The organism is Streptomyces sp. Root431 (assembly GCF_001426585.1).
Classification (GTDB): domain Bacteria; phylum Actinomycetota; class Actinomycetes; order Streptomycetales; family Streptomycetaceae; genus Streptomyces; species Streptomyces stackebrandtii.
This window is the reverse complement of the sequence record NZ_LMEI01000001.1, coordinates 688,919-702,630: the sequence shown is the minus strand read 5'-3', so window position 1 is coordinate 702,630 and position 13,712 is coordinate 688,919. Positions and strand designations below refer to the sequence as shown.

Below are 13,712 nucleotides of genomic sequence, written 5' to 3'. Positions count from 1 at the left end.
TCTGCGACGATCCCTCCGTGAACTACCAGACCGACCCCGGCGCCCCCGTCCGTTCCGGAGTACCCGAGCACGGCAGGGTCCCCAAGTACTACGCCGTGAAGGCGAAACTCGCCCTGCTCGTCGACGAGTTGGGGGAGGGCGGGCTGCTGCCCACCGAGCGCGACCTCGCCGTCCGGTACGAGGTGTCCCGCGAGACCGTCCGGCAGGCGCTGCGCGAACTCCTCCTGGAAGGGCGGGTGCGCCGCCAGGGCCGGGGCACGGTCGTCGCGGGCCCCAAGCTGGAACAGCCCCTGTCGCTCGCCAGTTACACGGAGGGCGTCCGCCGCCAGGGCCGCCGCCCCGGCCGCAGCCTGATCTCCCTCGACCGCTTCCCCTGCCCGGAGGCGCTCGCGCCGGAGATCGGCGCCGAACGCGGCGAGTCCGTCTGGCACATGGAGCGCGTGCTGCTCGCCGACGACGAGCGGGTCGGCCTGGAGAGCACGTACGTCTCCGAGGCCCGCGCCCCGCGCCTGGACGTCGACTTCGACCCGGACTCCTCCTTCTACGCCTACCTCCACGACCACCTCGGCGTGACCTTCGGCGACGCCGACGAGCGCATCGAGACCGTCCTCGCGACCCCGCGCGAGGCCCTGCTCATCGGCACCCCGCCCGCCCTGCCGATGCTCCTGCTCCACCGTGTCTCGCGGGACACCTCGGGGCGGCCGCTGGAGCGGGTCCGCACCCTCTACCGCGGCGACCGCTTCAGCTTCACCGCGCACCTGGGCCGCCAGGACTGACCCCGATCCGCCCGCCCGCACCCACCCCTTGGGTAACGAGAAGATAACGGGTCTGGTCCAAGCTTGTCGGGCCGTTCACCGTCCCGTTGCCCACCGGATCCGTCCGGGCCACCCGCCGCCACGACCGTTTCGGCCATGAAGGTGATCGTCGTAGGAGCCGGCGTGGTGGGAACCATGCACGCCTGGCACGCAGTGGAACGCGGCCATGAGGTCGTACACATCGAGCGCGAGGCGGAGGCGCGCGGAGCGTCCCTCCGCAACTTCGGCCAGATCTGGGTGAGCGGACGCGCGGGCGGGGAGGAGCTCGACACCGCCCTGCGCGCCCGCGAGCTGTGGGAGGGCGTCGGGGCCCGCGTCCCCGGCCTCGGCTTCCGGGCCATCGGCTCGCTCACGCCCGTACGCAACGACCTGGAACTGGCCGTCGCCGAGGCCGCCCTGGCGCGCCCCGACGCCGCAGCCCGCGGCTACAAGCTGCTGACGGCGGACGAGGCCCGCGCGGTCAACCCCGCCCTCCGAGGGACGTTCGAGGCGGCCCTCTGGTGCGAGCGGGACGCCGCCGTCGAGCCGCGCCTCGCCCAACTCGCCCTCCGCGAGGCCCTGCTGGCCACCGGCAAGTACACGTTCCTGCCGAACCGCGAGGTCCGGGACGTCGTCGGCAGGGGCGCCGTCCGCGACGACCGGGGCGAGACGCACACCGGCGACGCCGTCGTCCTGTGCACCGGCGCCTGGCTCTCCGGCCTCGTCCGCGAGGTCGCCGGCGAGATACCCGTCCGCCGCGTCCGGCTCCAGATGATGCAGACCGAGCCCCTCGGCGAGCCGCTCACCACCTCCGTCGCCGACGCCGACTCCTTCCGCTACTACCCGGCGTACGCCTCCGAGGCGCTCGACGCCCTCAACTCCGGGCAGCCGCAGGACCCGACCGCCGCCGCCCACAAGATGCAGCTCCTCATGGTGCAGCGGCTCGACGGCGGACTGACGATCGGCGACACCCACGAGTACGAGCACCCCTTCGCCTTCGACACCCTCGAAGACCCCTACGAGCACCTCACCCGCGTCGTCGAGTCGTTCCTCGGCCGCCCGCTGCCGAAGATCAAGCGCCGCTGGGCCGGGGTGTACGCGCAGTGCGTCGACACCAGCAGGGTCGTGCACCGCCAGCAGGTCGGCGACGGCGTGTGGCTGGTGACCGGGCCCGGCGGGCGCGGCATGACCTGCTCGCCGGCCATCGCCGAGACGACCGCGAACGAACTGGGCTGGTGACACCGATGACCAAGAGCGACCCGATGAACCTCGTCGTCCTCGACATGGCCGGGACGACCGTCGCCGACGGCGGCCTCGTCGAGCGGGCGTTCGGCGCCGCCGCCGAGCGCCTCGGCGAGGATCCCGCCACGATGATCGACTACGTCCGCGCCACCATGGGCGAGTCCAAGATCTCCGTCTTCCGCCACCTCTTCGGCGGCGACGAGCAGCGCGCCCAGCAGGCCAACCTCGCCTTCGAGGAGGCGTACGGAGAGCTGGTCTCCGGCGGCCTGATCGCCCCGATCCCCGGCGCGGCCGAGGCCGTCGCCACGCTGAAGGAGCAGGGCAGGACGGTCGTCCTCACCACCGGCTTCGCCCGGGTCACCCAGGACGCCATCCTCGACGCCCTCGGCTGGCGCGACCTCGTCGGGCTGACCCTCTGCCCGGCCGACGCCGGCGGCCGGGGCCGCCCCTACCCGGACATGGTCCTCGCGGCCCTCCTCCGCACGGGCGCGGTCGACGACGTCCGGCGCATCGCGGTCGCCGGCGACACCTCGTACGACATGCTCAGCGGCTCCCGCGCGGGCGCAGGGCTCGTCGCGGGCGTCCTCACCGGCGCCCACGGCGAGAGCGCCCTCCAGGAGCACGGCGCCACCCACGTCCTCGCCTCGATCGCCGAACTCCCCGCGCTCCTCCGGGAGCTGGAGGCATGAACAGCGGCATCCGCTTCGACGGCGTCTCCGTCGCGTACGGCGGCACGACCGTCCTCGACGGCCTCGACCTGACCGTCGAACCCGGCGAGGTCATGGCCCTCCTCGGCCCCTCCGGATCCGGCAAGACGACCGCGCTGCGGGCCGTCGCCGGGTTCGTCAGGCCGGCCTCCGGGCGGGTGTTCATCGGCGGCCAGGACGTCACCGCCCTCCCGCCGTACCGGCGGGGCATCGGCATGGTCGTCCAGCAGTACGCCCTCTTCCCGCACCTGCGCGTCGACGCCAACGTCGCCTTCGGCCTCAAGGCCCGGAAGGCGCCCAAGGCCGAGATCCCGGCCCGGGTCGCCGAGGCCCTGGAGATGACGGGCATGGCCGCGTACGCGCGCCGCTACCCCCGCGAGCTGTCCGGCGGACAGCAGCAGCGCGTCGCCATCGCCCGCGCCCTCGCGATCCGGCCGCGCGTCCTCCTCCTCGACGAGCCGCTCTCCGCCCTCGACGCACAGCTCCGCTCCGGCATGCTGGCCGAACTGGCCCGCCTGCACCGCGAGTTGCCCGACGTGTCGATCCTGTACGTCACCCACGACCAGGTCGAGGCGCTCACCCTCGCCGACCGGATCGCCGTCATGGACAAGGCCCGGCTCCAGGACTGCGGCACCCCGCAGGACCTGTACCGCCGTCCGCGTACGGAGTTCACGGCGTCGTTCGTCGGGAACGCCAACCTGCTGCCGGTGACCGTCGGCGCGGACGGGGTGGCCTTCGCGGGCGCCGAGCTGAAGGTCCCCACCGACGGGGTCGCCGCCGGCGCGAGCGCCACCCTCTGCGTCCGCCCGCACCTCGTCGGCCTCGGCGAAGGCCCGAACGCGCTCCGGGGCCGCATCACCGAGGTCCAGTGGCGGGGCTCCACCCACCGGCTGTACGTCGAGGTCGGCGGCCACCGCGTGAAGGCGGACGTACGGGAGCTCAGGGAGACGCCGGCCCTCGGCACCGAGGTCACGCTCCACTTCGCGCCGGAGGACGCGGTGCTGCTCGGCGCGGGGGTGGCCGATGGCTAGCGCCGTGCGGCTCGCCGCCCCGGCGGCGACGGACCAGGAGCCCGGCCCGTCCCCGAGGACGTCCCGCTCGATCCCCGCCTGGGTCTGGGCCCTGCCACCCGTCGCCGTCCTCGCCCTCGTCTTCCTCTACCCGCTCGCGCTGGTCGTCCAGGAGTCGCTGGCGCCCGGCGCGTACGCCGACGTCTTCGCCTCCGCGTCCTTCCGCGACGCCCTCGTCACCACCGTGTGGCTCGCCGTCGCCTCCACCGCCGGCTGCCTCGTCCTCGGCTTCGCGCTCGCGCTCGTGATCGCCTTCGTGCCCTTCCCCGGCGGGAAGGCGGTGGCGAAGTTCATCGACGTCTTCCTCTCCTTCCCGTCGTTCCTGATCACGCTCGCCCTGCTGTTCCTCTACGGCACGGTCGGCATGGCCAACGGCGTCTGGACGGACGTCACCGGCGACGCGACCGGCCCCTTCCAGTTCCTGACCACCCCCTGGGGCGTCCTCCTCGCCGAGATCACGTACTTCACGCCCTTCGTGATGCGCCCCCTCCTCGCCGCGTTCTCGCAACTGGAGACCGCCCAGCTGGAGGTGGCGTCCTCCCTCGGCGCGAGGCCGCTCCGCATCATCCGGCAGGTGATCCTGCCCGAGGCGCTGCCCGCGCTCGCCGCCGGCGGCAGCCTCGTCCTCGTCATGTGTCTCAACGAGTTCGGGATCGTCCTCTTCACCGGCGCCAAGGGCGTCACGACCCTCCCGATGCTCGTCTACAGCAAGGCGATCCTCGAATCCGACTACGCGGCCGCCTGTGTCGTCGCCGTCGTCAACGTCGCGCTCTCCGTGGGCCTCTACGTCCTCTACCGGGGGGTGAGCCGCCGTGCTGGTGCATAGCCGTACGGGCAAGTGGACGGCCTGGGCGCTGTTCGCGCTCCTCTTCGTCCCCCTCTTCGCCCTGCCCCTGCTCGTCATCGTCGCCGCCTCGTTCTCCACGCACTGGTCCGGCGCCTTCCCCTCAGGACCCACCACCGCCCACTACACGGCGGCCGTGCGAGGGGAGTCCCTCCAGGCGCTCACCACCAGCCTGGTCACCGCCGTCACCGCGAGCCTCGTCGCCCTGACGATCGGGACCTGGGCGGCGCTCGCCTCCGCCGCGATGGGCAAGCGGGGCCGCCGGATCCTCGACGCCCTGTTCATGCTGCCGGTCGCCGTGCCGTCCGTCGTCGTCGGCCTCGCCGTCCTCGTGGCCTTCTCGCAGCCGCCGCTGCTCCTCAACGGCACGCGCTGGATCGTGATCCTCGCGCACACCGTGCTCGTCACGGCCTTCGCCCACCAGTCGGTCTCGGCGGCCATCCGCCGCCTCGACCCGATGTACGAGCAGGCGGCGGCCAGCCTCGGCGCCCGCCCCTCGTACGTCCTGCTCCGGGTGAAGCTGCCGCTCCTGCTGCCGTCCCTGAACGCGGCGGCCGGGCTCTGCTTCGCCCTGTCCATGGGCGAGCTGAGCGCCACGATGATGCTCTACCCGCCGGACTGGCTGCCGCTTCCGGTGCTCATCTTCACGTCCACCGACCGGGGTTCGCTCTTCACCGGTTCGGCGCTCGCCGTGGTCCTCATGACCGCGACCCTGCTGGCCCTGCTCGCCGTCTCCCGCATCCGCACCAGAGCTTCCTTCCGCTAGTCCGCAGTCCGCAGTCCGCAGTCCGCCATCCGCAGCCCGCCAGTCCGCAGCCCGCTAGGAGAAAACGACGTTATGCGTACGTACGCCAAGCCGATCGCCGCCGTCACCGGCGCTCTCGCCCTCGCCTCCACCCTCACCGCCTGCGGCGGATCCTCCGCCGCGTCCGACGAGAAGACCGTGACCGTCTACAGCGCCGACGGCCTCAAGGGCGAGGCGGGCGACGGCTGGTACGACAAGGTCTTCAAGGACTTCGAGAAGAAGACGGGCATCAAGGTCGAGTACGTCGAGGGCGGCTCCGGCGAGATGGTGCAGCGCGCCCTCCGCGAGAAGAGCAACACCCAGGCCGACGTCATCGTGACCCTGCCGCCCTTCATCCAGCAGGCCGACTCCAAGGGCCTGCTCCAGGCGTACGAGCCGCAGGGCTCCGACCAGGTCAGCGGCGCCGACAAGTCCGGCGACGGCAAGTGGACCTCGGTCGTCAACAACTACTTCGGCTTCATCCACAACAAGAAGGAGCTCCCCGCCGCCCCCAAGAGCTGGGAGGAGCTGCTCGACGCGAAGTACAAGAACAAGCTCCAGTACTCGACCCCCGGCGTCGCGGGCGACGGCACCGCCGTCCTCATCAAGGCCATGCACGACTTCGGCGGCCAGGAGCCGGCGATGGAGTACCTGAAGAAGCTCCAGGCCAACAACGTCGGCCCGTCCTCCTCCACCTCCAAGCTCGCCCCGAAGGTCGACAAGGGCGAACTGCTCGTCGCCAACGGCGACGTCCAGATGAACTTCGCCCAGGCCCGGTCCATGCCGAACCTCGGCATCTGGTTCCCGGCCAAGGGCGCGGGCAAGCCGACCACCTTCGCCCTGCCGTACGCCGCCGGCCTCGTCGACAAGGCCCCGCACGGCGAGAACGGCAAGAAGCTCCTCGACTTCATGCTGAGCGAGCAGGCGCAGCGCGAGGTCAGCGCGATCGGCGGCGGCTTCCCGGCCCGCAAGGACGTCAAGCCCACCGACGCCAACGCGATCGAGCTCGCCAAGATCCTCGACGGCGTCGAGATCTTCGAGCCGGACTGGGCCGACATCGACAAGAACCTGAAGACGTACGTCGACGCGTGGAAGTCCGCGACCGGAAGCTGATCGGTAGCCGATCGGCAGCCAAGAGTTCACCGCACGCCCCTGGAAAGCCTCCGCAGATCGCGGAAAGATAACGGGTACGAACCAACGCCCCTGAGGAATCAGGGGCGTTGGCACGCCCGCCCCCCTTTCACGGAGGACTCCGACATGCCGATCACCGGCATCTCCCGCCGCACCGTGCTCGCCGCCGCCGGCGCCACCGCGGCCGTCGCCGCCACCGGCGCGCTCACCGCCCCCGCCGCCCACGCGGCCACCACCGCCGCGCCCGCGCTCCCCGACGGCACCAGCAAGGACAAGGTGCTCGTCGTCGGCATGGACGGCCTGCGGTACGACCGGATCGACGCCGCCCAGGCCCCGAACCTCAAGTCCCTGATGACGAACGGCACGTTCGGCCGCTCGCTGCTCTACGCCAACCCGATGGCCGCGACCTCCTCCGGCCCCGGCTGGTCCACGATCTCCACCGGCGTGTGGCCCGACAAGCACGGCGTGAAGGACAACACCTTCACCGGCAAGAACTACGCCAAGTACCCCGGATTCCTGGCCCGCTTGCACCAGATCCGCCCCGAGCTCTCGCTCTTCGCCGCCGTCGACTGGCCCGAGCTGGACACCCACGGCACGGTCACCCCCGGCGCCGACGCCAAGCTCGTCTACAACAACGACTACGTGGTCAACGACCTCGTGATCACCGAGGCGACGGAGGACATCCTCCGCAACCAGAACCCGGACGTCCTCTTCGTCTACTTCGGCGAGACCGACGAGATCGGCCACAACTACGGCGCGGCGCACAGCAAGTACCTCGACGCCATCGACGTCCAGGACGCCTACCTCGGCCGGCTGCTCACCGCGATCAAGGCCCGCCCCTCGTACGCCACGGAGCGCTGGACGGTCATCGTCGCCACCGACCACGGCCACACCGACGGCGGCGGCCACGGCGGCTCCTCCATCGAGGAGCGCCGCACCTTCGTCCTCGCGCAGGGCCCCGGCATCGCCGTCGGCGCCCGCCCGATCGACACCCGGCTCGTCGACGTCGCCGCCACCGTCTTCCACCAGCTCGGCATCGTCCCCGACCCGTCCTGGGGCCTCGACGGCAAGCCGGTCCAGCAGCGCTCGACCGACCCCTTCGACAGCCTCTACGGCTCGCTGAGCGGCCGCGTCGACGAGACCGGCATCCCCGCCGGGATCCTCGGCTTCACCCACACCGCGCCCAGCGGCTGGTCCGTCATCAACAACGCCATGGGCACCGGCGGCATGACCGAGTGGCGCGGCTGGTCCTTCGCCACCGACGAGTTCTGGTCCCGCTCCCAGCGCGACCAGTCCCGCGAGCTGAACGTCCGCGCCCGGGGCGTCTTCGCCGTCGCCGACTCCGACGAATGGGCCGACAAGTCCTTCTCGGGCACGTACGACTCGACCCTGGTCACCCCCGCGTACAGCGTCTCCGGCGCGACCAGGGCCACCCTCGACTTCACGACCTTCTACCGCCAGGAGGGCAGCCAGTCCGCGCAGGTCCTGGCGAGCTTCAACGGCGGCACCCCGACCGTCGTCAAGAGCTACACCTCCGACGTGATCTCCCAGCCCCAGTCGCTCACCGTGAACGTCCCCGCCGGGACGTCCAGCGTGAGCTTCCGCTTCCGCTACACCGGAGCCAACAACTGGTACTGGACGATCGACGGGGTCAAGGTCACGGCTTCCTGATTAGGCTGGGGGCGTCGCCACAGCGCTGTCGCGGCGCCCCCAGCACACCGCACGTCACGTGCGTGCATCTGTACGGCAGGAGTCCCGCACCCATGGCAGAGCGCAAGCCGATCGAATCCTGGCTGACCGACATGGACGGCGTCCTCATCCACGAGGGCGTTCCGATCCCCGGCGCCGACGCGTTCATCAAGAAGCTGCGGGAGACCGGGAAGCCCTTCCTGGTGCTCACGAACAACTCGATGTACACGGCCCGCGACCTGCACGCCCGCCTCATGCGGATGGGCCTCGAAGTCCCCGTCGAGAACATCTGGACCTCGGCGCTCGCCACCGCCAAGTTCCTCGACGACCAGCGCCCCGGCGGCACCGCGTACGTCATCGGCGAGGCCGGTCTCACCACCGCGCTGCACGACATCGGCTACGTCCTCACCGACCACGCCCCGGACTACGTGGTCCTCGGCGAGACCCGGACGTACTCCTTCGAGGCGATGACCAAGGCCGTCCGGCTCATCAACGGCGGAGCCCGCTTCATCTGCACCAACCCCGACGAGACCGGCCCCTCCCTGGAGGGCCCCCTCCCGGCCACCGGCTCCGTCGCCGCGCTCATCACGAAGGCCACCGGCAAGGAGCCGTACTTCGCGGGCAAGCCGAACCCGCTCATGATGCGCACCGGCCTCAACGCGATCGGCGCCCACTCCGAGTCCAGCGCGATGATCGGCGACCGGATGGACACCGACATCCTGGCCGGCCTGGAGGCGGGCATGCAGACCTTCCTCGTCCTGACGGGCCTGACGAGCCAGGCCGAGATCGACCGCTTCCCGTTCCGCCCGTCCAAGATCGTCGACTCGATCGCGGACATCGTCGACCGCGTGTAGCGGCCGCTCCGCCCGCCCCCTGCGGATGCGAAGAGCGCCGATCCGGGTGACCCTGCCAGTATCAGGAGGTCACGATGCGTTCAGGTCCCATTGCTCTCCGTGCCGCAGGGGCGGCCCTGGTACTCGTACTGGCTCCCACGGCCGGCAGCGCGTACGCCCACGACGGCGTGAAGGTCACCGTCACCCCGTCCACCGCCTCGCCCGGCGCCGACGTCGACGTCCGCGTCCAGGGCTGCAAGGGCACGACCGGTGCCGCGAAGTCCCCGGCGTTCGTCGCCGACGTCGAGCTCACCGGCCGGGACGGCGGGGACTACCCGCTGTTCGGGGACACCACGGTCAAGTCCGGACTCGAGGACGGTACGTACAAGGTCAGCGTGACCTGCGACGGCCACGACCACCCGGACGTCGGAACCGTGCAGGTCAGGCACCAGCAGCCGACCCACAAGCCGACGCACGAGCCGACCCACCACGCCACCCCGGTCGCCCCGGTCCGCGCCGGCGGCGGCGGCACCGCCGCCTTCGCCGCCCCGGCCGCCCCCGGAGTCGCCCAGACCACGAGCGAGAGCGGCCTCGGCACGCCGTACACCCTGCTCGGCCTCGGCCTGGCCGCCATCGCGGCCGTGGCGGTCGCCTTCCGCAGCTCCTCCCGCCGCCGCGCCGCCGGGTCCGGCACGGGCACGGGCACGGACTGAGGATGTCGTCCGGAACCCGCCCGGCGGGCACCGGGCGGCTCGTCACCGGCGTGACCTGGGCGCTGCTGCTCCTCGGGCTCTGGCTCTGGGGCCGCGAGGTCACCGAGGGCCCCGGGGGCAGCTCCGCCCCCACCCACGGCGACATCGCCGCCGTCGGCCGGCCGCTCGGCGTGGCCCTGCCCCCGGCCCACGCGCCGATCGCCCCCGCCGAACCCCGGCGGGTGGAGGTCCCGTCCCTCGGCATCGCCGCGCCCGTCGTGGCGCGCGGCCTGGACGGTACGGGCGCGATCGACCCGCCGCCCTTCGAGATGTCCCACACCGTGGGCTGGTTCGGCGCCGGTACGCAGCCGGGCGCGGCGGGGGCGGCCCTCCTCGTCGGCCACGTCGACACGGACACCCGCCCGGCGGTCTTCTACGGCCTGAGCGCGGCCCGCCCCGGCGCGAAGGTCCGGGTCACCCGGACGGACGGCACGGTCGCCGAATTCACGGTCGACGACGTCCAGGTCTTCCCGCGCGAGGACTTCGACGCGACGAAGGTCTACGGCCCGCGCGAACCCCGCAGGGCCGAGCTGCGCCTGATCACCTGCGGCGGCACCTTCGACCGCACGGCCGGCACGTACTCGGCGAACGTGGTCGTCTCGGCGTACCTCACGGGGACGGAGACGGGCACGGAGACGGGCACGGAGACGGCGGCGACCGGCACCTGAGGGCCGGGGCGCCCGGGCCCGTACGGATGGAGGTCCGACGGCCACCCGTCGGCCGACGGGGCCCGGCGACCGGGCCCCGGCCGGTGGGTCGCGTCCCGCGGCGCCACCGGCCGGTCCGGTCCTCGACCGCGGGGCTCACGGGCGGCGGGAGGAGCCCGGTGCCGACCGCGGGAGGTCGGGGTTCCGGAAACTGTAGAGGCCCTGCCTCGCCCGGCCCAGAGGGCTGTCGTGTCACGATGACGACGACCGCTCCGTACGTGCCGAGGGGCCCCGAATGTCCGTATTTTCTGGCGCGCGCCGTGCGGGACCCACCCTCCCGGCTCTCGCGCTCGCCGTCCTCCTCGCCGCCGGCTGTACGAGCCCGGCGACCCCGCGTGCGGACAGGAGCGAGCCGCCCGCCGCCGGTCCCGCCCCCGCGCCCACACCGTCCGCGCCCGCCCCCTACTGGGTGAACCCCGACGGCAAGGCCGCCCGGCAGATGGCCGCGCACCTCGCCGCCGGCCGCACCGCCGAGGCCGGGCTCCTGCGGCGGATCGCGTCCCGGCCCGTCGCCGAGTGGATCGGCGCCGACCGGCCCGAGGCCGAGACCCGCGCCCTCACCGAGGCCGCCACCCGCGCCGGGCGCGAGGCGCTCCTCGTCCTCTACGACATCCCGTACCGCGACTGCGGCCGGCACTCGGCGGGCGGCGCGGCGGACCCCGCCGCCTACCGCGCCTGGGTGGACGGGGTCGCCCGCGGCATCGGCGCGCGGCGCGCGACCGTCGTCCTCGAACCGGACGCCGTGATGCACGTCGTCGACGGCTGCACCGAGGAGCAGCGCCACGGGGAGCGGTACGAGCTGCTCAAGGCGGCCGTCGGCCGGCTGAAGCGGCAGCCGGCCACCACCGTCTACCTGGACGCGGGCAACGCCGGCTGGGCCGCGCCCGAGGCGCTGCGCGGACCGCTCCAGGAGGCCGGGATCGCCGAGGCCGACGGCTTCGCGGTCAACGTCTCGAACTTCCAGACGACCGCGGCGAGCACCGCCTACGGCCGCCGGCTGTCGGCGCTGGTCGGCGGCAAGCCCTTCGTGATCGACACCAGCAGGAACGGGAACGGCCCCTACACCGAGGGCGACCCGGCCCAGAACTGGTGCAACCCGCCGGGCCGCGCGCTCGGCGCGCCGCCGACCCGCCGCACCGGGGACCCGCTGGTCGCGGCGCACCTGTGGATCAAGCGGCCGGGGGAGTCGGACGGGGAGTGCGGGGGCGGCCCGAGGGCGGGGGAGTGGTTCGACGCGTACGCGCTGGAACTCGCTCGGAACGTTCGGTAGTTGGGGTCGGGAGAGAGTCCGGGAACGATCAAGACCCCCTCACCGATGGTGAGGGGGTCTTGACTCTGCGTGCGCCGCCAGGGACTCGAACCCCGGACCCGCTGATTAAGAGTCAGCTGCTCTAACCAACTGAGCTAGCGGCGCCTGCTGACAGAGAGAACTCTACCCGACCTGGAGGTGTGCTCCTGACCAATACCGGTCGCGCCCGGCCTGTCGGATGGTCGTATCAGGCCTTCGATCCGTCAAAATGCGATTTGTCCAGACAGTTGAGACACTAGCGCCCGAAACGAGGGTCAAAAGATCTTGACGAGTGTGGAGGGGAATCGCATGAGCGTGCCGGTCTTCGAGGAGTTCGAACCCGCGGCCGACTGCGGCTGCCCGGGCTGCGCCCAGCAGCGCCGTGGCCTCGCGCTTGGCCTGCCCGTGCGGGCGGGCGGCCACCCGGCGGCGCACGGCGCGCGCCGCGCGCTGGTCCTGGTGACGGCGGCGGGAGTGGTTCTCGGTGGGGGAGGGGCGGGAGTGGCGACGGCTCTCTCCCGCCCGGCGGAGCCGGTCGGCCCGACGGACCCGTTCACCCCGGCGGACGCGGGCGCGGGTACGGGTACGGGTCAGGGCGCGGGCGCGGCCCTGGGCATGGACATCGGCAAGAACGGGGGCGCGGGTACGGACGTGGACACGGCGGTCCTGCGGGAGCGCTCGGCCGTGGACGCCGCCGACCCCGTGGCCCCCTGGCCCGGGCCGGAGACCCCGCAGGGCGGACGGGAACCGCTGCACGGAGCGCCGGGCCCGGGTCCCCAGCCCTCCCCGACGCCGGGCACCGGCACAGGGACGGGCACGACCCCGACGACCAGTCAGATCTCGACGGGCACGCTGCGGCAGACGACCCGGGCCGAGATCATCAACCGCGCCAAGCTGTGGGTGACCGCGCAGGTCCCGTACTCGATGGAGAAGTACTGGTCGGACGGGTACCGCCAGGACTGCTCCGGCTACATCTCCATGGCCTGGAACCTGCGCAGCAACGAGTGGACCGGCAGCCTCGACCGCTTCGCCGAGCGGATCGACCGCACCGAGCTCCAGCCCGGCGACATCCTGCTCTTCCACAACCCGGCCAACCCGACGCGCGGCTCGCACGTGACGATCTTCGGCGGCTGGACCGACTACACCCACACCTCGTACATCGCGTACGAGCAGACCAAGCCGCGCACGCGGAAGCAGGCGACGCCGATGGCGTACTGGGAGAACTCCGCCCGGTACGTGGCCTACCGCTACAAGGGCGTGGTGAGCGGCGGCAGCGGGGGCGGCACGACCGGCGGAGGGTCGACCCCGACGACGCCGGCGACCCCGTACCCGGGCACGGCGATGTTCGGCCCGGGCGCCGACAACGCGTACGTCACGCAGCTCGGGAAGCTCCTCATCGAGCGCGGCGGCAAGAAGTACTACAGCAAGGGCGCCGGTCCGAAGTGGGGCGAGGCGGACCGCCGGGCGACCCAGGCGTTCCAGCTCGCACAGGGCTGGAAGGGCAAGGAGGCGGACGGTCTGCCCGGCCCGCAGACGTGGAAGCTCCTCGTGACCGGCGGGGGCAAGAGCATCGGCGGATCGGGTGGTTCGGGCGGGTCGAGCGCGAATGCGACGGGGTTCCCCGGGCGTGGCTACTTCCGTCCGGGCCAATCCAACGCATATGTGGAGAAGCTGGGCAAACAACTGGTGAAGCGGGGCTTCGGCAAGCACTACCTGTCGGGACCCGGTCCGCGCTGGACGGAGGCGGACCGCCGCAACGTCGAGGCGTTCCAGCGGGCTCAGGGCTGGCGCGGCGGAGCGGCCGACGGCTACCCGGGCCCGGAGACCTGGCGGCGCTTGTTCCGATGACCCCGAGAGCATGAGGTGGACCC

13 protein-coding genes and 1 tRNA gene are annotated in these 13,712 nt (G+C 72.5%); 13 read left to right on the top strand and 1 reads right to left on the bottom strand.

Annotated features, from left to right (window positions below):
* Positions 1-17 precede the first annotated feature (17 nt).
* From ASC82_RS03070 to ASC82_RS03015, 12 genes are all read left to right on the top strand, one after another.
* Positions 18-776: a GntR family transcriptional regulator gene (locus ASC82_RS03070; RefSeq protein WP_056641000.1), complete on the top strand. Its 759-nt coding sequence runs from the start codon at positions 18-20 to the stop codon at positions 774-776.
* Positions 777-911: 135 nt separating this feature from the next.
* A complete protein-coding gene (locus ASC82_RS03065; protein ID WP_056640997.1) occupies positions 912-2,033 on the top strand; it encodes a TIGR03364 family FAD-dependent oxidoreductase in 1,122 nt (373 codons plus the stop codon).
* Between the two features lie 5 nt (positions 2,034-2,038).
* Positions 2,039-2,725 carry a phosphonatase-like hydrolase gene (locus ASC82_RS03060; protein WP_056640994.1) on the top strand — a complete coding sequence of 229 codons (687 nt, stop codon included), beginning with the start codon at positions 2,039-2,041 and terminating at the stop codon, positions 2,723-2,725.
* Positions 2,722-3,774 carry an ABC transporter ATP-binding protein gene (locus tag ASC82_RS03055; protein WP_056640989.1) on the top strand — a complete coding sequence of 351 codons (1,053 nt, stop codon included), beginning with the start codon at positions 2,722-2,724 and terminating at the stop codon, positions 3,772-3,774. Before ASC82_RS03060 ends, ASC82_RS03055 begins: the two co-directional genes overlap by 4 nt.
* Positions 3,767-4,639, top strand: coding sequence for a 2-aminoethylphosphonate ABC transporter permease subunit (locus tag ASC82_RS03050; RefSeq protein ID WP_056640986.1), 873 nt, complete (start codon positions 3,767-3,769; stop codon positions 4,637-4,639). The genes ASC82_RS03055 and ASC82_RS03050 overlap by 8 nt, the downstream gene beginning before the upstream one ends.
* Positions 4,626-5,423, top strand: a complete 798-nt coding sequence (locus ASC82_RS03045) for an ABC transporter permease subunit (RefSeq protein ID WP_056640983.1) — start codon at positions 4,626-4,628, stop codon at positions 5,421-5,423. Before ASC82_RS03050 ends, ASC82_RS03045 begins: the two co-directional genes overlap by 14 nt.
* Before the next feature lie 72 nt (positions 5,424-5,495).
* Positions 5,496-6,554 (top strand): 2-aminoethylphosphonate ABC transporter substrate-binding protein, encoded by a 1,059-nt coding sequence (locus ASC82_RS03040; RefSeq protein ID WP_056640980.1) that lies wholly within the window; start codon positions 5,496-5,498, stop codon positions 6,552-6,554.
* A 144-nt stretch (positions 6,555-6,698) separates the two neighbouring features.
* A complete protein-coding gene (locus ASC82_RS03035; protein ID WP_056640977.1) occupies positions 6,699-8,243 on the top strand; it encodes an alkaline phosphatase family protein in 1,545 nt (514 codons plus the stop codon).
* A 92-nt stretch (positions 8,244-8,335) separates the two neighbouring features.
* The gene (locus ASC82_RS03030; protein ID WP_024761102.1) at positions 8,336-9,115 is read left to right on the top strand and encodes an HAD-IIA family hydrolase; all 780 of its coding nucleotides are present in this window, start codon (positions 8,336-8,338) and stop codon (positions 9,113-9,115) included.
* 74 nt (positions 9,116-9,189) lie between these two features.
* A complete protein-coding gene (locus ASC82_RS03025) occupies positions 9,190-9,807 on the top strand; it encodes a hypothetical protein (protein ID WP_056640974.1) in 618 nt (205 codons plus the stop codon).
* Positions 9,808-9,809: 2 nt separating this feature from the next.
* On the top strand, positions 9,810-10,514 hold the full coding sequence (locus tag ASC82_RS03020) for a class F sortase (RefSeq protein WP_056640971.1): 705 nt from the start codon (positions 9,810-9,812) through the stop codon (positions 10,512-10,514).
* A gap of 274 nt (positions 10,515-10,788) precedes the next feature.
* Positions 10,789-11,823: a glycoside hydrolase family 6 protein gene (locus ASC82_RS03015; RefSeq protein WP_056640969.1), complete on the top strand. Its 1,035-nt coding sequence runs from the start codon at positions 10,789-10,791 to the stop codon at positions 11,821-11,823.
* Positions 11,824-11,893: 70 nt separating this feature from the next.
* On the opposite strand, the gene ASC82_RS03010 is transcribed toward ASC82_RS03015, so the two are convergent.
* Positions 11,894-11,967 (bottom strand) — tRNA-Lys (locus tag ASC82_RS03010).
* Between the two features lie 183 nt (positions 11,968-12,150).
* On the opposite strand from ASC82_RS03010, the gene ASC82_RS03005 reads away from it, so the two are divergent.
* Entirely contained in the window at positions 12,151-13,689 is a 1,539-nt protein-coding gene (locus ASC82_RS03005; protein ID WP_056640966.1) for a peptidoglycan-binding protein, read from the top strand.
* The last annotated feature ends 23 nt before the right edge of the window (positions 13,690-13,712 follow it).

What these genes read in the sequence shown, in the direction of transcription:
- ASC82_RS03055 (WP_056640989.1), top strand. Translation starts at nt 2,722, where the DNA reads ATGAACAGCGGCATCCGCTTCGACGGCGTCTCCGTCGCGTACGGCGGC.
- ASC82_RS03005 (WP_056640966.1), top strand. Translation starts at nt 12,151, where the DNA reads ATGAGCGTGCCGGTCTTCGAGGAGTTCGAACCCGCGGCCGACTGCGGC.
- ASC82_RS03050 (WP_056640986.1), top strand. Translation starts at nt 3,767, where the DNA reads ATGGCTAGCGCCGTGCGGCTCGCCGCCCCGGCGGCGACGGACCAGGAG.
- ASC82_RS03020 (WP_056640971.1), top strand. Translation starts at nt 9,810, where the DNA reads ATGTCGTCCGGAACCCGCCCGGCGGGCACCGGGCGGCTCGTCACCGGC.
- ASC82_RS03030 (WP_024761102.1), top strand. Translation starts at nt 8,336, where the DNA reads ATGGCAGAGCGCAAGCCGATCGAATCCTGGCTGACCGACATGGACGGC.
- ASC82_RS03015 (WP_056640969.1), top strand. Translation starts at nt 10,789, where the DNA reads ATGTCCGTATTTTCTGGCGCGCGCCGTGCGGGACCCACCCTCCCGGCT.
- ASC82_RS03025 (WP_056640974.1), top strand. Translation starts at nt 9,190, where the DNA reads ATGCGTTCAGGTCCCATTGCTCTCCGTGCCGCAGGGGCGGCCCTGGTA.
- ASC82_RS03040 (WP_056640980.1), top strand. Translation starts at nt 5,496, where the DNA reads ATGCGTACGTACGCCAAGCCGATCGCCGCCGTCACCGGCGCTCTCGCC.
- ASC82_RS03035 (WP_056640977.1), top strand. Translation starts at nt 6,699, where the DNA reads ATGCCGATCACCGGCATCTCCCGCCGCACCGTGCTCGCCGCCGCCGGC.
- ASC82_RS03065 (WP_056640997.1), top strand. Translation starts at nt 912, where the DNA reads ATGAAGGTGATCGTCGTAGGAGCCGGCGTGGTGGGAACCATGCACGCC.
- ASC82_RS03060 (WP_056640994.1), top strand. Translation starts at nt 2,039, where the DNA reads ATGACCAAGAGCGACCCGATGAACCTCGTCGTCCTCGACATGGCCGGG.